Annotated in this window: 13 protein-coding genes; 11 read left to right on the top strand and 2 right to left on the bottom strand. The window is 56.6% G+C overall.

Annotated features, from left to right (window positions below; translation table 11 throughout):
• Nucleotides 1-8 precede the first annotated feature (8 nt).
• Genes I9187_RS07395 through I9187_RS07375 form a run of 5 tightly spaced genes read left to right on the top strand, consistent with a single transcriptional unit; the run spans nucleotide 9 to nucleotide 5131 of the window.
• The gene (locus I9187_RS07395) at nucleotides 9-956 is read left to right on the top strand and encodes a DUF58 domain-containing protein (protein WP_171237544.1); all 948 of its coding nucleotides are present in this window, start codon (nucleotides 9-11) and stop codon (nucleotides 954-956) included.
• On the top strand, nucleotides 953-1426 hold the full coding sequence (locus tag I9187_RS07390) for a DUF4381 domain-containing protein (RefSeq protein WP_209509253.1): 474 nt from the start codon (nucleotides 953-955) through the stop codon (nucleotides 1424-1426). The genes I9187_RS07395 and I9187_RS07390 overlap by 4 nt, the downstream gene beginning before the upstream one ends.
• Nucleotides 1426-2409 (top strand): VWA domain-containing protein, encoded by a 984-nt coding sequence (locus I9187_RS07385; protein WP_171174149.1) that lies wholly within the window; start codon nucleotides 1426-1428, stop codon nucleotides 2407-2409. Before I9187_RS07390 ends, I9187_RS07385 begins: the two co-directional genes overlap by 1 nt.
• On the top strand, nucleotides 2406-3911 hold the full coding sequence (locus I9187_RS07380) for a VWA domain-containing protein (protein ID WP_171237542.1): 1506 nt from the start codon (nucleotides 2406-2408) through the stop codon (nucleotides 3909-3911). Before I9187_RS07385 ends, I9187_RS07380 begins: the two co-directional genes overlap by 4 nt.
• Entirely contained in the window at nucleotides 3908-5131 is a 1224-nt protein-coding gene (locus I9187_RS07375; protein WP_171174153.1) for a BatD family protein, read from the top strand. The genes I9187_RS07380 and I9187_RS07375 overlap by 4 nt, the downstream gene beginning before the upstream one ends.
• Nucleotides 5132-5133: 2 nt before the next feature.
• Here the strand turns inward: I9187_RS07375 and I9187_RS07370 are convergent, their stop codons facing one another.
• On the bottom strand, nucleotides 5134-5814 hold the full coding sequence (locus I9187_RS07370; protein ID WP_171174155.1) for a Crp/Fnr family transcriptional regulator: 681 nt from the start codon (nucleotides 5812-5814) through the stop codon (nucleotides 5134-5136).
• A 199-nt stretch (nucleotides 5815-6013) separates the two neighbouring features.
• On the opposite strand from I9187_RS07370, the gene I9187_RS07365 reads away from it, so the two are divergent.
• From I9187_RS07365 to cls, 3 genes are all read left to right on the top strand, one after another.
• Complete coding sequence (locus I9187_RS07365) at nucleotides 6014-7624, top strand: arylsulfatase (protein WP_171174158.1); 1611 nt, start codon at nucleotides 6014-6016, stop codon at nucleotides 7622-7624.
• Between the two features lie 73 nt (nucleotides 7625-7697).
• Nucleotides 7698-8672, top strand: coding sequence for an HAD family hydrolase (locus tag I9187_RS07360; RefSeq protein WP_171174160.1), 975 nt, complete (start codon nucleotides 7698-7700; stop codon nucleotides 8670-8672).
• Nucleotides 8673-8693: 21 nt separating this feature from the next.
• Nucleotides 8694-10106 carry a cardiolipin synthase gene (gene cls, locus I9187_RS07355; protein WP_209509250.1) on the top strand — a complete coding sequence of 471 codons (1413 nt, stop codon included), beginning with the start codon at nucleotides 8694-8696 and terminating at the stop codon, nucleotides 10104-10106.
• Here cls and I9187_RS07350 read toward each other — a convergent pair.
• Complete coding sequence (locus I9187_RS07350; protein WP_171174164.1) at nucleotides 10103-10537, bottom strand: ion channel; 435 nt, start codon at nucleotides 10535-10537, stop codon at nucleotides 10103-10105. The two genes, cls and I9187_RS07350, sit on opposite strands and share 4 nt — an antisense overlap.
• A 173-nt stretch (nucleotides 10538-10710) precedes the next feature.
• On the opposite strand from I9187_RS07350, the gene I9187_RS07345 reads away from it, so the two are divergent.
• The 3 genes from I9187_RS07345 to I9187_RS07335 are packed head-to-tail and all read left to right on the top strand — an operon-like array spanning nucleotide 10711 to nucleotide 14799.
• On the top strand, nucleotides 10711-11358 hold the full coding sequence (locus I9187_RS07345; protein ID WP_171174166.1) for an ABC transporter ATP-binding protein: 648 nt from the start codon (nucleotides 10711-10713) through the stop codon (nucleotides 11356-11358).
• Nucleotides 11355-13769 carry an FtsX-like permease family protein gene (locus I9187_RS07340; RefSeq protein ID WP_171727497.1) on the top strand — a complete coding sequence of 805 codons (2415 nt, stop codon included), beginning with the start codon at nucleotides 11355-11357 and terminating at the stop codon, nucleotides 13767-13769. The genes I9187_RS07345 and I9187_RS07340 overlap by 4 nt, the downstream gene beginning before the upstream one ends.
• Nucleotides 13759-14799 carry a lipocalin-like domain-containing protein gene (locus I9187_RS07335; protein WP_171174170.1) on the top strand — a complete coding sequence of 347 codons (1041 nt, stop codon included), beginning with the start codon at nucleotides 13759-13761 and terminating at the stop codon, nucleotides 14797-14799. Before I9187_RS07340 ends, I9187_RS07335 begins: the two co-directional genes overlap by 11 nt.
• The last annotated feature ends 17 nt before the right edge of the window (nucleotides 14800-14816 follow it).

The raw sequence follows: 14816 nt of genomic DNA, 5'->3' as shown, positions 1-14816 counted from the left end.
AACGCCGCGTGTCACAGACCGCCGCATATCGCGACGACCCGCGCATCCATGTGGATGCGAACCACCTTCTAAGGTTGGGGCCAAAGTCGCGCGCGATCAGCCTTTTGCCGCGTCAACCCGCCCGTTCTATTCTCAACGGACGGCACGCCTCGCGCCTGCGCGGGCGCGGTTTGAACTTTGAAGAGTTACGCAACTATCTGCCCGGCGACGACATCCGCACCATCGATTGGAAAGTCACGGCTCGCACAGGAAAACCCCACGTTAGGGTCTATACCGAGGAACGCGATCGCCCGGCCCTTTTGCTGGTCGACCAGCGTGTTTCGATGTTTTTTGGCACGCAAGTTTATATGAAGTCGGTCATCGCGGCTGAGGCTGCAGCAATTTCCGCCCACAGTGTGCTAGGCCAAGGCGACCGGGTCGGAGGGCTCGTCTTTGGCGACACTGATCTGGCGGAACATCGCCCGCAACGGCGGCCTGCCGCGCTGATGCGTTTTTTGGCATCCGTGGGTGCGCTGAACAGTAGTCTGCGCGCCTCGCAGAGCGCCTACGCGACCGTGACTTTGAACGCCGTGCTGAAACAGGCCGCCCAGATTACGCATACCAACACACTGATCTGCGTCTTTTCGGATTTCGATGGGCTGGATGACAGCTCCGAGATATTGATACGTGAACTTTCCGCGTCAAATGATCTGATTTTGTTCAATATTTCAGACCCAAGCTCTCGTGAATTGGTTCCCAACCTTAGGCTGACTGTATCGGACGGAGACAAGCAGATCGAACTGGACAGCGCGGACACGGGTTTGTCGGACCGCATCCGTCAAGCGATGGAAGATCGGTTGGCACAGTTGCAAACTTGGTCGCGCCGCTATGGCTTTCCCATCGTGCCTTTGACAACCGCGCAACCAACTCTCGACCAGTTGCTCATGCTGTTTGGTCATACCGGAGGCCGCAGATGAGTGTTGACGTCGAAGGCAAATCACTGGTGGATCTGCTTGACATGCTTGAACCCGCTCCGGCACCGGGCCCGGTTTCCATGGTGCCGCAGACTTGGGGATGGGTCGTTCTTGGCGTCCTTGTTGCAGGGCTGATCGCTTTCGGTGCTCATGCGTATCTTCGCCATCGACGGATGAATGCCTATCGGCGCGAGGCGCTGACTGAACTGGCGGTGGCGAAAGACAATCCCGCAAAGATCGCCGAGATTCTGCGCCGCGCAGCACTTGTTGCCTTTCCACGTAGCCGGGTTGCTGCCCTGCATGGAGACGAGTGGATCAGTTTTCTGACGCAAACCTCTGACCATACACATTTTTCTGATGTAGAGGCTCGCGTACTTACTGCAGCACCCTACATGACCATACCCGCCAGTCCCGAACTGACGAAGCTGGCACAGCAATGGATCAGGTCCCACAAACGCGAAAGGAGTACGTAATGTTCTCCTTTGCCGCGCCTTGGGTTTTCGTCCTGCTGCCGCTTCCCGCGTTGGTGTACTGGCTTGCCCCGCCTCACCGCGAGAAAAGCAGCTCGATCCGCATTCCTTTTTTCCGCCATGTTGCAAAGGCTGCTGGCGTCGAGCCCCGGCCAGGGTCTGTCATCCCGCGCCGTGCAGTCTTCCAGACTGTGACCGTCGTTGTGATCTGGTGCCTTCTGATCATCGCAATGGCCCGGCCGGAAAAACTGGGAGAGCCGATCGTGATTGAAAAGTCTGCCCGAGACGTGGTTCTGGCCTTGGATATCTCGGGTTCAATGAACCAGAAGGATTTCACCTCGTCCGACGGTGTGCCGACCCAACGCCTTGCTGCGGTTAAGGATGTTTTGCGCCAGTTCATTGCGGAACGACAAGGCGATCGGATGGCCCTGATCATCTTTGGCACCCGCGCCTTTGTGCAAGCCCCGTTTACCGAAGACCTCAATAGTTTGAATGGCTTTCTGGGCCAAACTCAAGTAGGTATGGCCGGTCCGAACACAGCCCTTGGGGATGCCATCGGACTGGGTATCCGCACGTTTGAATCCAGCGAGGTTGACCAACGTCTGATGATCGTCTTGAGCGACGGCGCTGACACCTCAAGCCGCATGACGCCAGTCAATGCGGCGGCTATCGCGGCGGAAAAAGGCGTTGTCATCTATACGGTCGGCGTAGGCGACCCAGACGCGTCGGGCGAGGATCGGGTCGACCTGGATGCGCTAAAGGATATCGCAGACAGAACAGGTGGAGCGTATTTCTTTGCCAATGATCAGGAAGCGCTGGCCGAAACATACGCCCGCATTGATGAGCTCAACCCAAGAATTGTGGAAACGCAAAGCTACCGACCACGTGAAAGCCTTGCGCACTATCCACTTGGGCTGGTCGTATTTTTGATGCTGATGACACTGGCCTTCCAACACGTTGCCCAACGGCGCAGAGGTGCAGCATGATTGGCGTTTTTGCAGATTTCCATTTTATTCGAGTGGCTTGGCTCCTGCTCCTCATACCGATTGCAGCACTGTGGTGGTTGATCCGCCCCACGCCAAAAACCCGTGCTCAAGCAATGTCCGGTATTGCACCGCACCTTGCCGCTGCGCTTGAGTTGGGGGCTGACAATGCGAGACGCCTCTATCCAATTGACGTTGCGATGATTGCGGCGATTTTGGTCACACTGGCTGCTGCGGGGCCAACATGGTCACGGGCACCCAACCCGCTGGTTGCGAACGCCGCTCCATTGGTGATCGCCCTGAAGGTGACCGACAGCATGGAAGAACCAGACTTGGCCCCGTCCCGTCTGGATCGCGCCAAGTTTAAAGTCACCGATCTGATCAATGCGCGCGTGGGTGCCCGAACTGCCTTGATCGCATATGCCGGTACCCCGCATCGCGTCGCACCTTTGACCGAAGACGCCAATATCCTGCGCCCGCTGCTAGAGGGCCTCACCCCCACCATTATGCCTAAACAGGGGGATGCAGCCGCTAATGCGCTGACGCTGGCCGAGACGGTTCTGAACGATAGCGAAACGCCCGGCGCTGTCCTTTTTGTGTTGGACGACCTCGACCCCTCACAACTGTCGGGTTTCGAGACCGCCACCATGCCAGTGTTCTTTCTGACCATGCTGCCAAATGGTCACAGCATCGCGCAACTCGACGGCTTGAAAGGGACAACTGTGGTTCCGTTCTCAAGCGATGATCGGGATATCAATCGCTTACAGCGTCACATTCAATCAGCATACACAGCCTCACTGGATGATGAAGACCGCCTAGACTGGCAAGACAAAGGATGGTTGCTGGCCTGGCCAACCGCCTTTCTGTCATTGCTTTGGTTTCGCAGAGGTTGGGTGATCCGGTTGATACTGCTCACCTTCTGCATTTGGTCCCCGTCTGGCCCGGCTTATGCCGATGGCTGGCGGGATTGGTTCTTGACCCCGGACCAACAGGGCCAAATCGCGATGAACCAAAAGCGCTATGCTGAAGCGGCCGAGTTGTTTCAGGACCCGTATCAGGAAGGCTATGCACGCCTAAAGGCCGGGCAATATCCCGAAGCTGCTGCGATCTTTGCCGAGCTGGATACGCCCGAAGCCGCGTTTTCCGAAGGTATGGCGCGCATACGAAACCGCGAGTATCGTCCAGCCATCGCGTCCTTTGAAACCGCATTGGAACGCCGGCCGGATTGGCCAGAAGCGCAGCATAACCTCGAGGTCTCGAAAGCGATCCTCGACTATGTTGAAACCACGCGCGAACAGTCTGATACAGGTGAAGAAGCCGGGATCGGGGCTGATGACACGGTCTTTGACAACGACGCCGGGCGTGGTGAACAGACGACAATTCAGGCTCCGACAGACGGATCGCAGGCCATGTCCGCTGACCAGTGGATCAGCACAATTGATACCGACATGCAGGATTTTCTTCGCAACCGGTTCCTGTTGGAAAATCAGGAGCAGCAGCAATGAGATACCTCGCTCTTCTCATGCTTCTAATTCCGACTGAACTGTTCGCCCAGACCGGCGTCCAGCCACAGGTGACCGCCGAAACACCTACGGAACCCGTTATCGTTGGGCAACCCGCAATTGTGCGCATCAAGGTGCTAGTGCCAACATTCATGCCCTCGCCTCCGGTGTTCCCATCGCTTGAGCAAGAGAACCTGCTGGTGCGCCTGCCGGAACGTGCTTCGGGACCAGTGAGTGAAACCGTCGAAGGCGAAACTTGGTCCGGCGTTCAACGCAGTTATCGCCTCTATCCTCTGAGCGCAGAAGAAATTGCGTTTGGTGCGCAGGACGTCGTGGTCACCTTTGCCGACCCCGAAACAAATGCGCCGGTTCAGGTCAGCGTGCCCTTGCCGGACTTGACCCTAAACGCCGTGGTCCCAGAGGGCGCACGCGACCTGGATCCGCTTATCATCGCAACCGGTCTTACGGTAGATCAGCAGATCGACGGGGACAAAAATATGGAGAATGGTGGATCAATCACGCGCCGCCTGACCGCCAAGATCTCTGGAACAACGCCTTTTCTGGTGCCCGAATTGATCCCGGACAGCCCGCAATCGCTGCTGCGAGCCTATCCCAAAGAGCCACGCTTTACTGAAAATGAAGACAGGGGTGTTCTATCCGGGCAGCGTGTGGATGAGGTCGTTTACCTGGCTCAGGAAGGCGGTCAGACGCAGCTGCCTCCGGTCTCGATCCGCTGGTACAATCTGGACAGCGACCAGGTCGAAACTATCGACATTGCCCCGGTCGACTTGACACTGGCCCGACCGAAATGGAAGCCGCCAGACACAGAAACCACTATTAGGTTCGTCGTATGGTTGGTGGCTTTTGCGCTGTTCTTATGGCTTACTATCCGTTTCCTGCGCCCGCGGATCGATCGCTGGCGCCAGCTTCGTCGGGATGCGTTCCTGGCTTCGCCCGACTATGCGTTGGGTGAACTCAAGAAATCACTGCAAAATCGTGATATTGCAGCGGCTTACACAGCTTTGGAAATGTGGAAGTCCCGCAGCGATATGGCCAGTCAAACCACCAGTTTGGACCAACACCTCGCCCAGATTGGAGCCGCCAGATACTCGGCGCACCCCGACACCAAGACCGAGGATTGGGCCGCGGCGTTGTCGGCGCTCGCGTCATTGAAGCAATCCGCGCAATCGCCAACGAACCCGTTACCGCCGCTCAACCCCTGAGCTTAGCACTGACATGAGGCAATCAACTGCCGTCGGTCCTTCAGGCGCACGCGTCCATACCCAAGCTCGATCAGCCCCAAATCCGCGAGACGATGCAAGTTGCGATGCAACGTCGGTTGGGACACGGCCACCATTGCGGCCAGCTCATCCTGGGATATCACGATCCACCCATCGGACTTCGCCGTCCCCTCGTCCAAGTGCAATAAGCGCAGAACAAGACGCTTTTCCGTTCCTGTCACGGCAAGATTGGCCATGATACGCAAAGCAGTCTGCATGTTTTCATGCGACAAAGCGTAAAAATCACGGATGTAATCGGGATTGTCGTCGACCAGCCTGTCCAACCGTGACGACGGGAAAAACAGCGTTCGCGTGGTTTGGGTGGCCACGACACTCACAAGCCTGCTGGCTTCGGCAAACAGAGCCAGATCACCGATCCAGAACCCACCGCCTTGTTTGTGAACAACGAATTCCTGACCATCATCAGCGGGGGCCGTGATTTGAACCGCACCTTCCAGAACCGCATAAACCCCATTGGCCAAATCACCATACAGGTAAAGCGCTTCGTCCGCCTTGAAGTTTCTTCCTATCCCGCAGGCCAGCAGATCCGCCTGAAACCGCGCCCCACGCGCACCAAACCAGCCAGAGCCCAACAATCGCTGTCTATCATGCGGATTATCAAACATTAGTATTCTTCAATCTCATCATATGATAGGTTTCAAGACATTGTCATAGCCTAAGGTAAAGCTATCCGATTCTCGACGTAATGCGAATTTTTCCTTTCGGGAATCAATACCTTGTTGGACGATCTAATAAGATAATGATCGCCTTCCATTACTTTTACTTCAACGGGTCATTAAAACCCGGTCAGTTCAGGAGCAAACTATGTCACCACCTCGTTCGATTACAGAAAGTTGGCGCAGCACAATACGCAAATTCGCTTTAGCTTCGGTCGCTGTTGCACTGGCCCTGCCCGCATGGGCACAGGATCAAAAGCCCAACATCCTGGTTATTTGGGGTGACGATATCGGTCAGTCGAACATCTCGGCCTACACAATGGGCCTGATGGGCTACCAGACGCCAAACATCGACCGCGTTGCGAAAGAGGGCATGATCTTCACCGACTATTATGGCGAGCAGTCCTGCACCGCCGGTCGGTCGTCGTACATCATGGGTCAGTCGGTGTTCCGCACAGGTCTGTCGAAAGTGGGTTTGCCCGGTGCCGATCTGGGTATGCAAGTCGAAGATCCAACAATTGCAGGCCTGCTGAAGGACCATGGTTACGTAACCGGTCAGTTCGGTAAGAACCACCTTGGTGACAAAGATGAGCATCTGCCGACAAACCACGGTTTTGATGAGTTTTTCGGGAACTTGTATCACCTGAATGCTGAGGAAGAGCCGGAAAACGAAGACTATCCCGGCGATCAGGTTCTGGCCGATGGCCGCACGTTCCGCGAAGCGTATGGTCCGCGTGGCGTGATCAAGTCCAAGGCGGACGGCACGATCGAGGACACTGGTCCGCTGACTCGCAAGCGCATGGAAACGGTGGATGATGAAACTGTTGCTGCGGCAATCGACTTCATCAAGCGTGCGCATGAGCAGGGTCAACCCTTCTATGTTTGGTGGAACGGTACGCGCATGCACTTCCGCACCCACGTCAAAGATGAAATGCGCCAACAGGCCAACGAAATCTTTGGTGGCGTTGCGGACGAGTACACCGCCGGCATGATCGAGCACGACATGCATGTCGGACAACTGCTTGATCTGTTGGACGAACTTGGCATTGCCGACAATACCATCGTTCACTACTCGACCGATAACGGCCCGCACATGAACACATGGCCAGATGCCGCGGCCACACCGTTCTGGGGTGAGAAAAACACCAACTGGGAAGGCGGCTGGCGCGTTCCTTCAATGGTCCGTTGGCCCGGTCAGATCGAAGCTGGATCGGTTACGAACGAGATCGTGCACCATATGGACTGGTTGCCGACCTATCTGGCGGTTGCTGGCGATCCTGACATCAAGGAAAAGCTGAAAGCAGGTTATAGCTCGTCCGGCATGGGGCGTGACTACAAAGTGCATCTGGATGGCTACAACATCCTGCCCCTGCTGACCGGTGAGACGACAGAAAGCCCGCGCGCCGAGATATTCTATTTCTCGGATGACGGCGACCTGACAGCGCTGCGCTACGACGACTGGAAGCTGATCTTCCTTGAGCAGAAAGCTTGGGCCACGCTACGCGCATGGATTGAACCTTGGACCGAGTTGCGCATCCCGCTGATCGTGAACCTGCGTCGCGACCCGTATGAGCGCGCCTATCGCACGTCCAACACCTACTATGACTGGCTGCTGGATCGCGCGTATTTCCTAGTGCCGGCACAGCAATACGTGGGCAATTTCCTCTCAACCTTCGAGGAATTCCCACCGCGCCAGAAAGCGGCAAGCTTCAACCTGGATCAGGTTATGGAGAAGCTGACGACACCGACAAACAACTAAGTCGCGTGTAAATCCAAACCGGGCCGCCACTTCGATGGCGGCCCTTTTTTTCTGGAAACTAAACGAGCAATTCATGCGATACCTAGTTCTCAGCGCAGTTCTTGCCTTCGCCCCTCTGTCACTGCTTGCCGACCCGCTGCCTAGTTGGACCAATAGTCATGCCAAAGATCAGATTGTCGCTTTTGTTGACGGCGTGACCAGCCAAGACAGTCCCAACTATGTTACCCCATCCGACCGGATTGCCGTGTTCGACAATGATGGAACGCTTTGGGCCGAGCAGCCGGTATATTTCCAGTTCATCTATGCCATGGACCGTCTTGCAGAAATGGCCGAGCAAGACCCATCGATCCTGTCAACGCCTGCTTTGAAAGCTGCGGCCGAAGGGGATTTGGCCACGGTTCTGCAAGGCGGCCATGACGCCCTGATTGAAGTCGTAAACGCCTCGCACTCAGGCAACAGCGTCGACGCGTTTCAATCTTCCGTGTCGAACTGGCTGGCCACCGAGCGCCACCCGGATACCGGCCTGCCCTATGACCAGATGACCTATCAACCAATGGTAGAACTTTTGCGCTATTTGCGAGATGAAGGGTTCACTACCTATATCGTCTCAGGCGGTGGCCTGCATTTCATGCGTGTCTTTGCCGAAGAAGCCTATGGCATTCCACCCAATCAGGTTTTGGGCACTTATGGTAACACCAGCTATGAGGTGATTGATGGCAAGCCGACGATCGTCAAGGCGCCGGGAATCGCGTTCATTGATGACAAAGAAGGCAAACCCATCAACATCGAACGCACAATTGGCAAGCGCCCGATTCTGGCCGGGGGCAACTCGGACGGTGATTTTGCGATGATGGAGTGGGTGACCGCTGGTGACGGCCCCCGACTGGGCGTGCTGATCCACCACACAGATGCAGACCGCGAATGGGCTTATGATCGTGAAGGCCTTGTTGGCAAGTTGGCTGACGGGCTGGACAAAGGCCCGAATATGGGTTGGGTCATTGTGGATATGGCGCAGGATTGGACTCGGGTCTACACTGGGGCAAACTGACAAACCCGGAGCCTTAACCCTATGTGGACATTGCTTGTTTCTGCCGTCGTCTTTGCCCTCTATGCGACGGCAGCGGTGTTTGTCGTCCGCGCTGCGCAAACAGCGCGGACCCCTCAAGGTGCCGTTGGGTGGGTCGTGTTTCTGGCCTCAGCCCCCTTTATCGCAGTTCCTGCCTACCTGTTTCTAGGCCACCATCGCTTTCGCGGATACCGCATCGCACGTCAGGAAAGCGAACGCGTTGTCGAAGGCATCAAAACCTTCGCCGATTATTCAAAACCCGATCCGTCGCGCATGTCGATCAACCCGCGCCCGTTCGAAGTTCTGGCGCATTTACCAGTTTCACGCGGGAACGGGGCCGAGCTGCTGATTGATGGGCAAGCCACATTTGATGCGATTTTTGACGCCATTGACTCAGCCAAAAGCTATATCCTTATTCAATTTTATATCGTGCGCGCTGATGAATTGGGGCTGAGGCTGCAGGAAAAGCTGATCGCTGCGGCCAAACGCGGCGTACGCGTCCGTTTCATGGCCGACGCAGTGGGCAGTTACGGCCTCCCCTCGGATTATCTTGAAACACTTCAGGAGGCCGGGATTGACGTGGCCAATCCGAAGGATCAGCGCGGCCCCAATTTCCGATTTCAACTCAACTATCGAAACCACCGCAAAACCGTGGTCATCGATGGGGAAACCGGTTTCATAGGCGGCCACAACGTTGGCGTGGAATACCTGGGACAAGACAAGCATTTCGGTCATTGGCGGGATACGCATCTGAAAATGACCGGCCATATCGTCCGCCAACTGCAGCTGATCTTCACCGAAGACTGGCACTGGGCCCGTAACGAAGATTTGATCGACGAATTGGATTGGGCGGGCTCAGAGGCCGAGCAAGACATGAACGCCTTATTGGTTGCCACCGGCCCCGGTGATGAAACGGAAACCGGTGCGATGATGTTTTTTGCCGCCATTGCCGCAGCCAAGGAAAGGCTCTGGATCGCTTCGCCTTATTTTGTTCCGGATATCGACGTAATGACTGCCCTGCAACACGCGGCAATGCGCGGCGTGGACGTACGAATTCTGGTACCGGACATGATCGACCACCGCTTACCCTGGCTGGCCGCGTTCGCCTATTTTGACGAGGTCCGTGACTGCGGTGCGCGTATCTTTCGCTATACTGACGGCTTCATGCATCAAAAGGCCTTTGTGGTTGATGACACGCTTGCGGCGGTAGGCACCACCAATCTGGACAACCGCTCATTCCGGCTGAATTTCGAGGCGATGGCCCTGTTCTTTGATGTCAGGGCCGCGAACCGGGTCGCAGACATGCTGCAAGCAGATTTCGAGAACAGTTATGAACTGACGCGCACGCTGGCCCAGCAACCTGCTCACATTCGCTTTGGCTCTCCCCTGGCACGGTTGTTTGCACCGATCCTTTAGGAAAAGAACTTTTCCTGAAAGACCCGTGTCATCATTGCGACCAGGTAAGCCGTCGACAGACCAAAGGCCAACAGTCCGGCGACCGACGCGAAAGAGCCAAAGATACGCAACCCTTCACCCAGCACGATGTCGCCGTAGCCCAATGTCGTGAATGTCACCAATGAAAAATAAATGGCCGTATTCCAATCCGGCATCACCTCAAGCAGTACCCACACGATCGCCCAAATCCAGACCTGTATCGTGTGCGTCGCGACGATGAACGCCAAAGATACTGCAATGGGCGCAGCGGTTCCGATATACACACCTTTGTCCGCCCATTTTTTGTCCCAATTGATAATCGTGACGGTGCACCAGGTCAGCAACAGGATTTCGATCACAAAGCAGAGCCCCAGAAAGGTACTGCCCCAAATGATCTGATGCAGCAACGTCATGTTTTTCATCCTGATTTACGGCAGTGGATCGTCAGGGCAGAATGACCTTTTGAGTTACAAGGCACAACCCCGGCCAATACCAAGTTCACCTGCGGCGAATGGAACCGGGTGATGGTCTGCACTGGACAGTTTGGATTTCCGCCGCAAATTCTTGGAAGAAAAGAAAGCAGATCATGTTGTTGACCATCGACCGTGTCCAGAAAACCTATCCCGGCGGACGACCGGTGCTACGCGATGTTTCACTGGATCTGGATCAAGGTCAAACGCTGGCCCTGACCGGTGAAAGCGGAAGCGGGAAAAGTACCCTTTTGAACCTTGCCGCAGCTTTAGACAGCTTTGACGGTGGTGAGATCACGCTGGGCGACACACGATTTTCCACGCTAGATGATGCTGGCAGGGCGCGTTTGCGACGGAATCAAGTGTCGCTGGTGTTTCAGCAGTTCAATTTGATCCCGTCTCTGAACGTTGCGCAAAACCTGTCGTTTCACGCCCGTCTTGCCGGTGTAGAAGATACCACTTGGAACAGTCATCTCGCCGAACGGTTAGGCCTGTCCGATTTGCTGGGCCGATTCCCCGAAAACCTGTCGGGCGGTCAACAACAACGGGTCGCCATCGGGCGGGCCATGGCCGCGCGTCCCAATTTGTTGCTAGCAGATGAACCAACGGGTAATCTGGACGAAACCGCCAGCGAAACTGTGTTGGACTTGATGTTGTCGCTAGTGGCAGATACCGGCGCCGCGCTTCTGTTGGTGACGCACTCACAGAAAATTGCCGGTCGATTGGATCGCCAGGTCAAGCTGAGTGGCGGGCGTATCCAATGACATGGGCCACTGTTCAGGCGTTGCTGTCCCATTGGCGGGTACATCGCTTGCAATTGGCGACTTTGCTAATCGGCATCGCTTTGGCCACCGGTTTGTGGTCAGCCGTCCAAGCCATCAATGCTGAGGCGCGCGCAAGCTATGCCCGTGCCAATGCGCAACTGGCTGTTGGGCAATTTGACGAACTGCGTGACCCCTCGGGGCCTATTCCGATGTCCCGCTATGTCGAACTGCGTCGTGCGGGTTGGCAGGTTGCCGCCGTACTTGAAGGCCCCTACCGCGTAGGTGGGCGAACCTTGCGCCTGATGGGCGTGGACATGCTAGCCTATCCGGCCTTACCCGCCGTGACCGAAGCGGAACAAAGCGCAGAAGCGACCGAGCCCGCCGACATGCTTACCGCTCCAGGTCGCCTACTTGCATCCCCGGAATTACAGCCTTTGCTGAGAGGGCAAACTAACCTTCCGCCTGTTCTAATCACATCGGCCCTGCCCCCGGACGTTATCCTGACGGATATAGGCGTGGCCGAGCGACTTCTGAACCAACCGGGCGCAATCTCGAGGCTGGTCGTGTTGCCGAACCAACCGCGTGATCGTTTGCCCTTGAACCAGATCGCACCCGAGCTAAAGCGGATTAGCCCTACAACACAAGTTGACACCGCACGGCTGACCGACAGTTTCCACCTGAACTTGTCAGCCTTTGGCCTACTGTCCTTTGCCGTTGGTCTATTCATAGTGAATGGCACCGTTGGTCTGGCCTTTGCCCAGCGGCGTGGGATGATCCGCACTTTGCGTGCGTTGGGCGTTTCGATGCGGCGTTTGGTTTGGCTGATCCTGACGGAACTGACCATGCTGGCGCTGATTGGCGGCAGCCTTGGGTTGCTGTTGGGTTTCTTTCTGGCCGGAGCGCTGCTGCCAGACGTCGCGGCCACCCTACGCGGGCTTTATGGTGCGCCTGTAACAGGACAGCTTACGCTGCAACCTAAATGGGTTTTGGCCGGGCTCGCTATGGCCGCATTTGGGACGTTGCTGGCCAGCGGCCATGCGCTATGGCGCTTGTCCAACATGCCTTTGCTCGAAGGACCGGGCGTTCAAGCGTGGCAGAGCAATTCCCGCGCACGCCACATCACCGCTGCGCTTGGTCTGATCCTGGTCGTCGGCGGGGCGTTGGCTTACATCAGTGTCGGAGGGCTGGTTGCAGGGTTCGTGCTGCTGGCCGGGCTGCTGACTGGTGCCGCGCTGTTGCTGCCCGCGCTTTTGGCCATGGCGCTGTCTGCGTTGGAACGCACGGCACGCGGTCCTGTTGCGCAATGGGTCTGGTCCGATATGCGGGCGCAATTGCCTGGTCTGTCATTGGCCTTGATGGCGCTTTTGCTGGCGCTGGCAGCGAATATAGGCGTGGGCACAATGGTTTCCAGCTTCCGGTTAACCTTTGTAGGTTGGCTGGACCAACGACTGACGGCCGAGCTCTACGTGACCGCGCGAGATGAAGACCAAGCGCGAGAGATCACCACTTGGTTACGCCCACAAGTCGATGCCATCCTGCCGATCCGAAACGTGGAACTGTCCCATGAAGCGGGCCCTCTTTTCTTATACGGCGTGGTCGATGATCCCGTGTACCGGCAGCACTGGCCATTGATTGCCTCAACCCCCTCCGTTTGGGATGATGTGATGGCCGGAAACGCGGTGCTTATCAACGAACAACTGGCGCGCCGCGCGTCTCTTTGGCCTGGTGATGAACTGAAACTGTCCTCTAAACACTTTCTGCCGATTGCTGGCGTCTATTCCGATTACGGCAACCCAACCGGGCAGGCGATCGTGTCAATGGCGCAGCTGGACCAAATCGCACCAGGGGCCGAGATGCGGCGGTTTGGCGTCAGAATGCCCCCAGAGGGCGCGACTGCGATGGCTCAAAACGTACGGGAACAGTTTGCCCTGTCGCCGCGCGTGGTCGTGCAACAAGCCGCGATGAAGGCGCAATCACGTGCGATTTTCGAGAAGACCTTTGTTGTGACCTCGGCGCTTAACGTTCTGACCCTTGGCGTGGCTGGTTTTGCCATTCTGACCAGCCTATTGACCCTATGGACCCAACGACTGCCGCAAATCGCCCCGGTTTGGGCTTTGGGGCTGAATCGGGCGCAATTGGCGCGGCTGGAGCTATTGCGCAGCGTGCTGCTGGCCGCACTGACCGCCTGTCTGGCCCTGCCGCTGGGGCTGGTTCTGGCCTGGGTTCTACTGGCGGTGATCAATGTACAAGCGTTTGGCTGGCGTCTGCCGATGTTCTTGTTCCCTTGGGACTGGCTGTGGCTGTTCGTGCTGACCTTGCTGGCTGCGCTTATCGCTGCCGCCCTGCCCGCATTACGAATGCTGCGCCTACCCCCTGCTGATTTGCTGAGAGTGTTCGCGAATGAACGTTAAAACCCTTCTACTTTGCTTGATGACCTTTTTCCCGCTACCGCTCTGGGCCCAGGGGTATGCCGGATTGGGTGGGTCCGCCGAGGGCTTTGACGTGCCCAAAGCGGGGTATGCGTTTGATTTCCCGAAAGATCACGGACCTCACCCCTCTTATCGGATTGAATGGTGGTATCTGACGGCCAACCTCAAAGGTGAGGACGGGCGCGATTATGGAATTCAGTGGACCCTGTTCCGGTCAGCACTGAAGCCGTTTGAGACGGATGACTGGCAAAGTCCACAAATCTGGATGGGTCACGCAGCCACAACAACGCCCGACGGGCATTTCTTTGCCGAACGTCTTTCGCGCGGTGGGATCGGTCAGGCAGGCGTAATTTCTCAACCCTTTGAGGCGTGGATCGACGAATGGCGTATGGCCGGTCCAGATTTCGACACCCTGACTCTCACGGCCAACGGAGAGGATTTTGGCTATGACCTGTCACTGACTGCTCAAGGGCCATTAGTGTTTCACGGTGATGCTGGCTATTCCGTGAAGTCAGCCGATGGTCAAGCCAGCTATTATTATTCGCAGCCCTTTTACGCGGTTGAAGGTGTCCTTAGACTGCAGGGCGGTGATGTACGCGTCACCGGACAGGGGTGGCTGGACCGCGAGTGGTCTTCGCAGCCGCTTGCCGCAGATCAAAGCGGATGGGATTGGTTTTCGCTCAGCTTCGAGGGGGGCGACAAGATGATGGCTTTTCGGTTGCGTGGGGGGCGTGGGGATTTCACCTCGGCCACATGGATCAATGCCGATGGCAGCACCGAAGCTATCCCCAACGGCACTGTCCAATTGACCCCACTGCGAACCGATCAGGTCGCAGGACGCGAGGTTCCAACACAGTGGCGCGTCGTATTGCCGGATCGAGGTGTCGAAATCGAGGTCTCAGCCCTGACCCCCAACGCATGGATGGGAACCCGCTTTGAGTATTGGGAAGGCCCTGTCACCGTAACCGGCAGTCAAGAAGGTATCGGATACCTTGAGATGACAGGGTATTGAAACGTCAAGCTACGCAA

Origin of the sequence: Ruegeria sp. HKCCE4148 (assembly GCF_017872495.1) — a bacterium.
Taxonomy (GTDB): Bacteria; Pseudomonadota; Alphaproteobacteria; order Rhodobacterales; family Rhodobacteraceae; genus Ruegeria.
The sequence above is the reverse complement of the archived record's forward strand: the minus strand, read 5'-3'. Positions and strand labels throughout refer to the sequence as shown.

Bases quoted from the DNA above. Each gene is read 5' to 3' on its own strand.
- I9187_RS07370 (WP_171174155.1), bottom strand. From the start codon at position 5,814: ATGTTTGATAATCCGCATGATAGACAGCGATTGTTGGGCTCTGGCTGG.
- I9187_RS07390 (WP_209509253.1), top strand. From the start codon at position 953: ATGAGTGTTGACGTCGAAGGCAAATCACTGGTGGATCTGCTTGACATG.
- cls (WP_209509250.1), top strand. From the start codon at position 8,694: ATGTGGACATTGCTTGTTTCTGCCGTCGTCTTTGCCCTCTATGCGACG.
- I9187_RS07335 (WP_171174170.1), top strand. From the start codon at position 13,759: ATGAACGTTAAAACCCTTCTACTTTGCTTGATGACCTTTTTCCCGCTA.
- I9187_RS07385 (WP_171174149.1), top strand. From the start codon at position 1,426: ATGTTCTCCTTTGCCGCGCCTTGGGTTTTCGTCCTGCTGCCGCTTCCC.
- I9187_RS07350 (WP_171174164.1), bottom strand. From the start codon at position 10,537: ATGACGTTGCTGCATCAGATCATTTGGGGCAGTACCTTTCTGGGGCTC.
- I9187_RS07360 (WP_171174160.1), top strand. From the start codon at position 7,698: ATGCGATACCTAGTTCTCAGCGCAGTTCTTGCCTTCGCCCCTCTGTCA.
- I9187_RS07365 (WP_171174158.1), top strand. From the start codon at position 6,014: ATGTCACCACCTCGTTCGATTACAGAAAGTTGGCGCAGCACAATACGC.
- I9187_RS07345 (WP_171174166.1), top strand. From the start codon at position 10,711: ATGTTGTTGACCATCGACCGTGTCCAGAAAACCTATCCCGGCGGACGA.
- I9187_RS07375 (WP_171174153.1), top strand. From the start codon at position 3,908: ATGAGATACCTCGCTCTTCTCATGCTTCTAATTCCGACTGAACTGTTC.
- I9187_RS07340 (WP_171727497.1), top strand. From the start codon at position 11,355: ATGACATGGGCCACTGTTCAGGCGTTGCTGTCCCATTGGCGGGTACAT.
- I9187_RS07380 (WP_171237542.1), top strand. From the start codon at position 2,406: ATGATTGGCGTTTTTGCAGATTTCCATTTTATTCGAGTGGCTTGGCTC.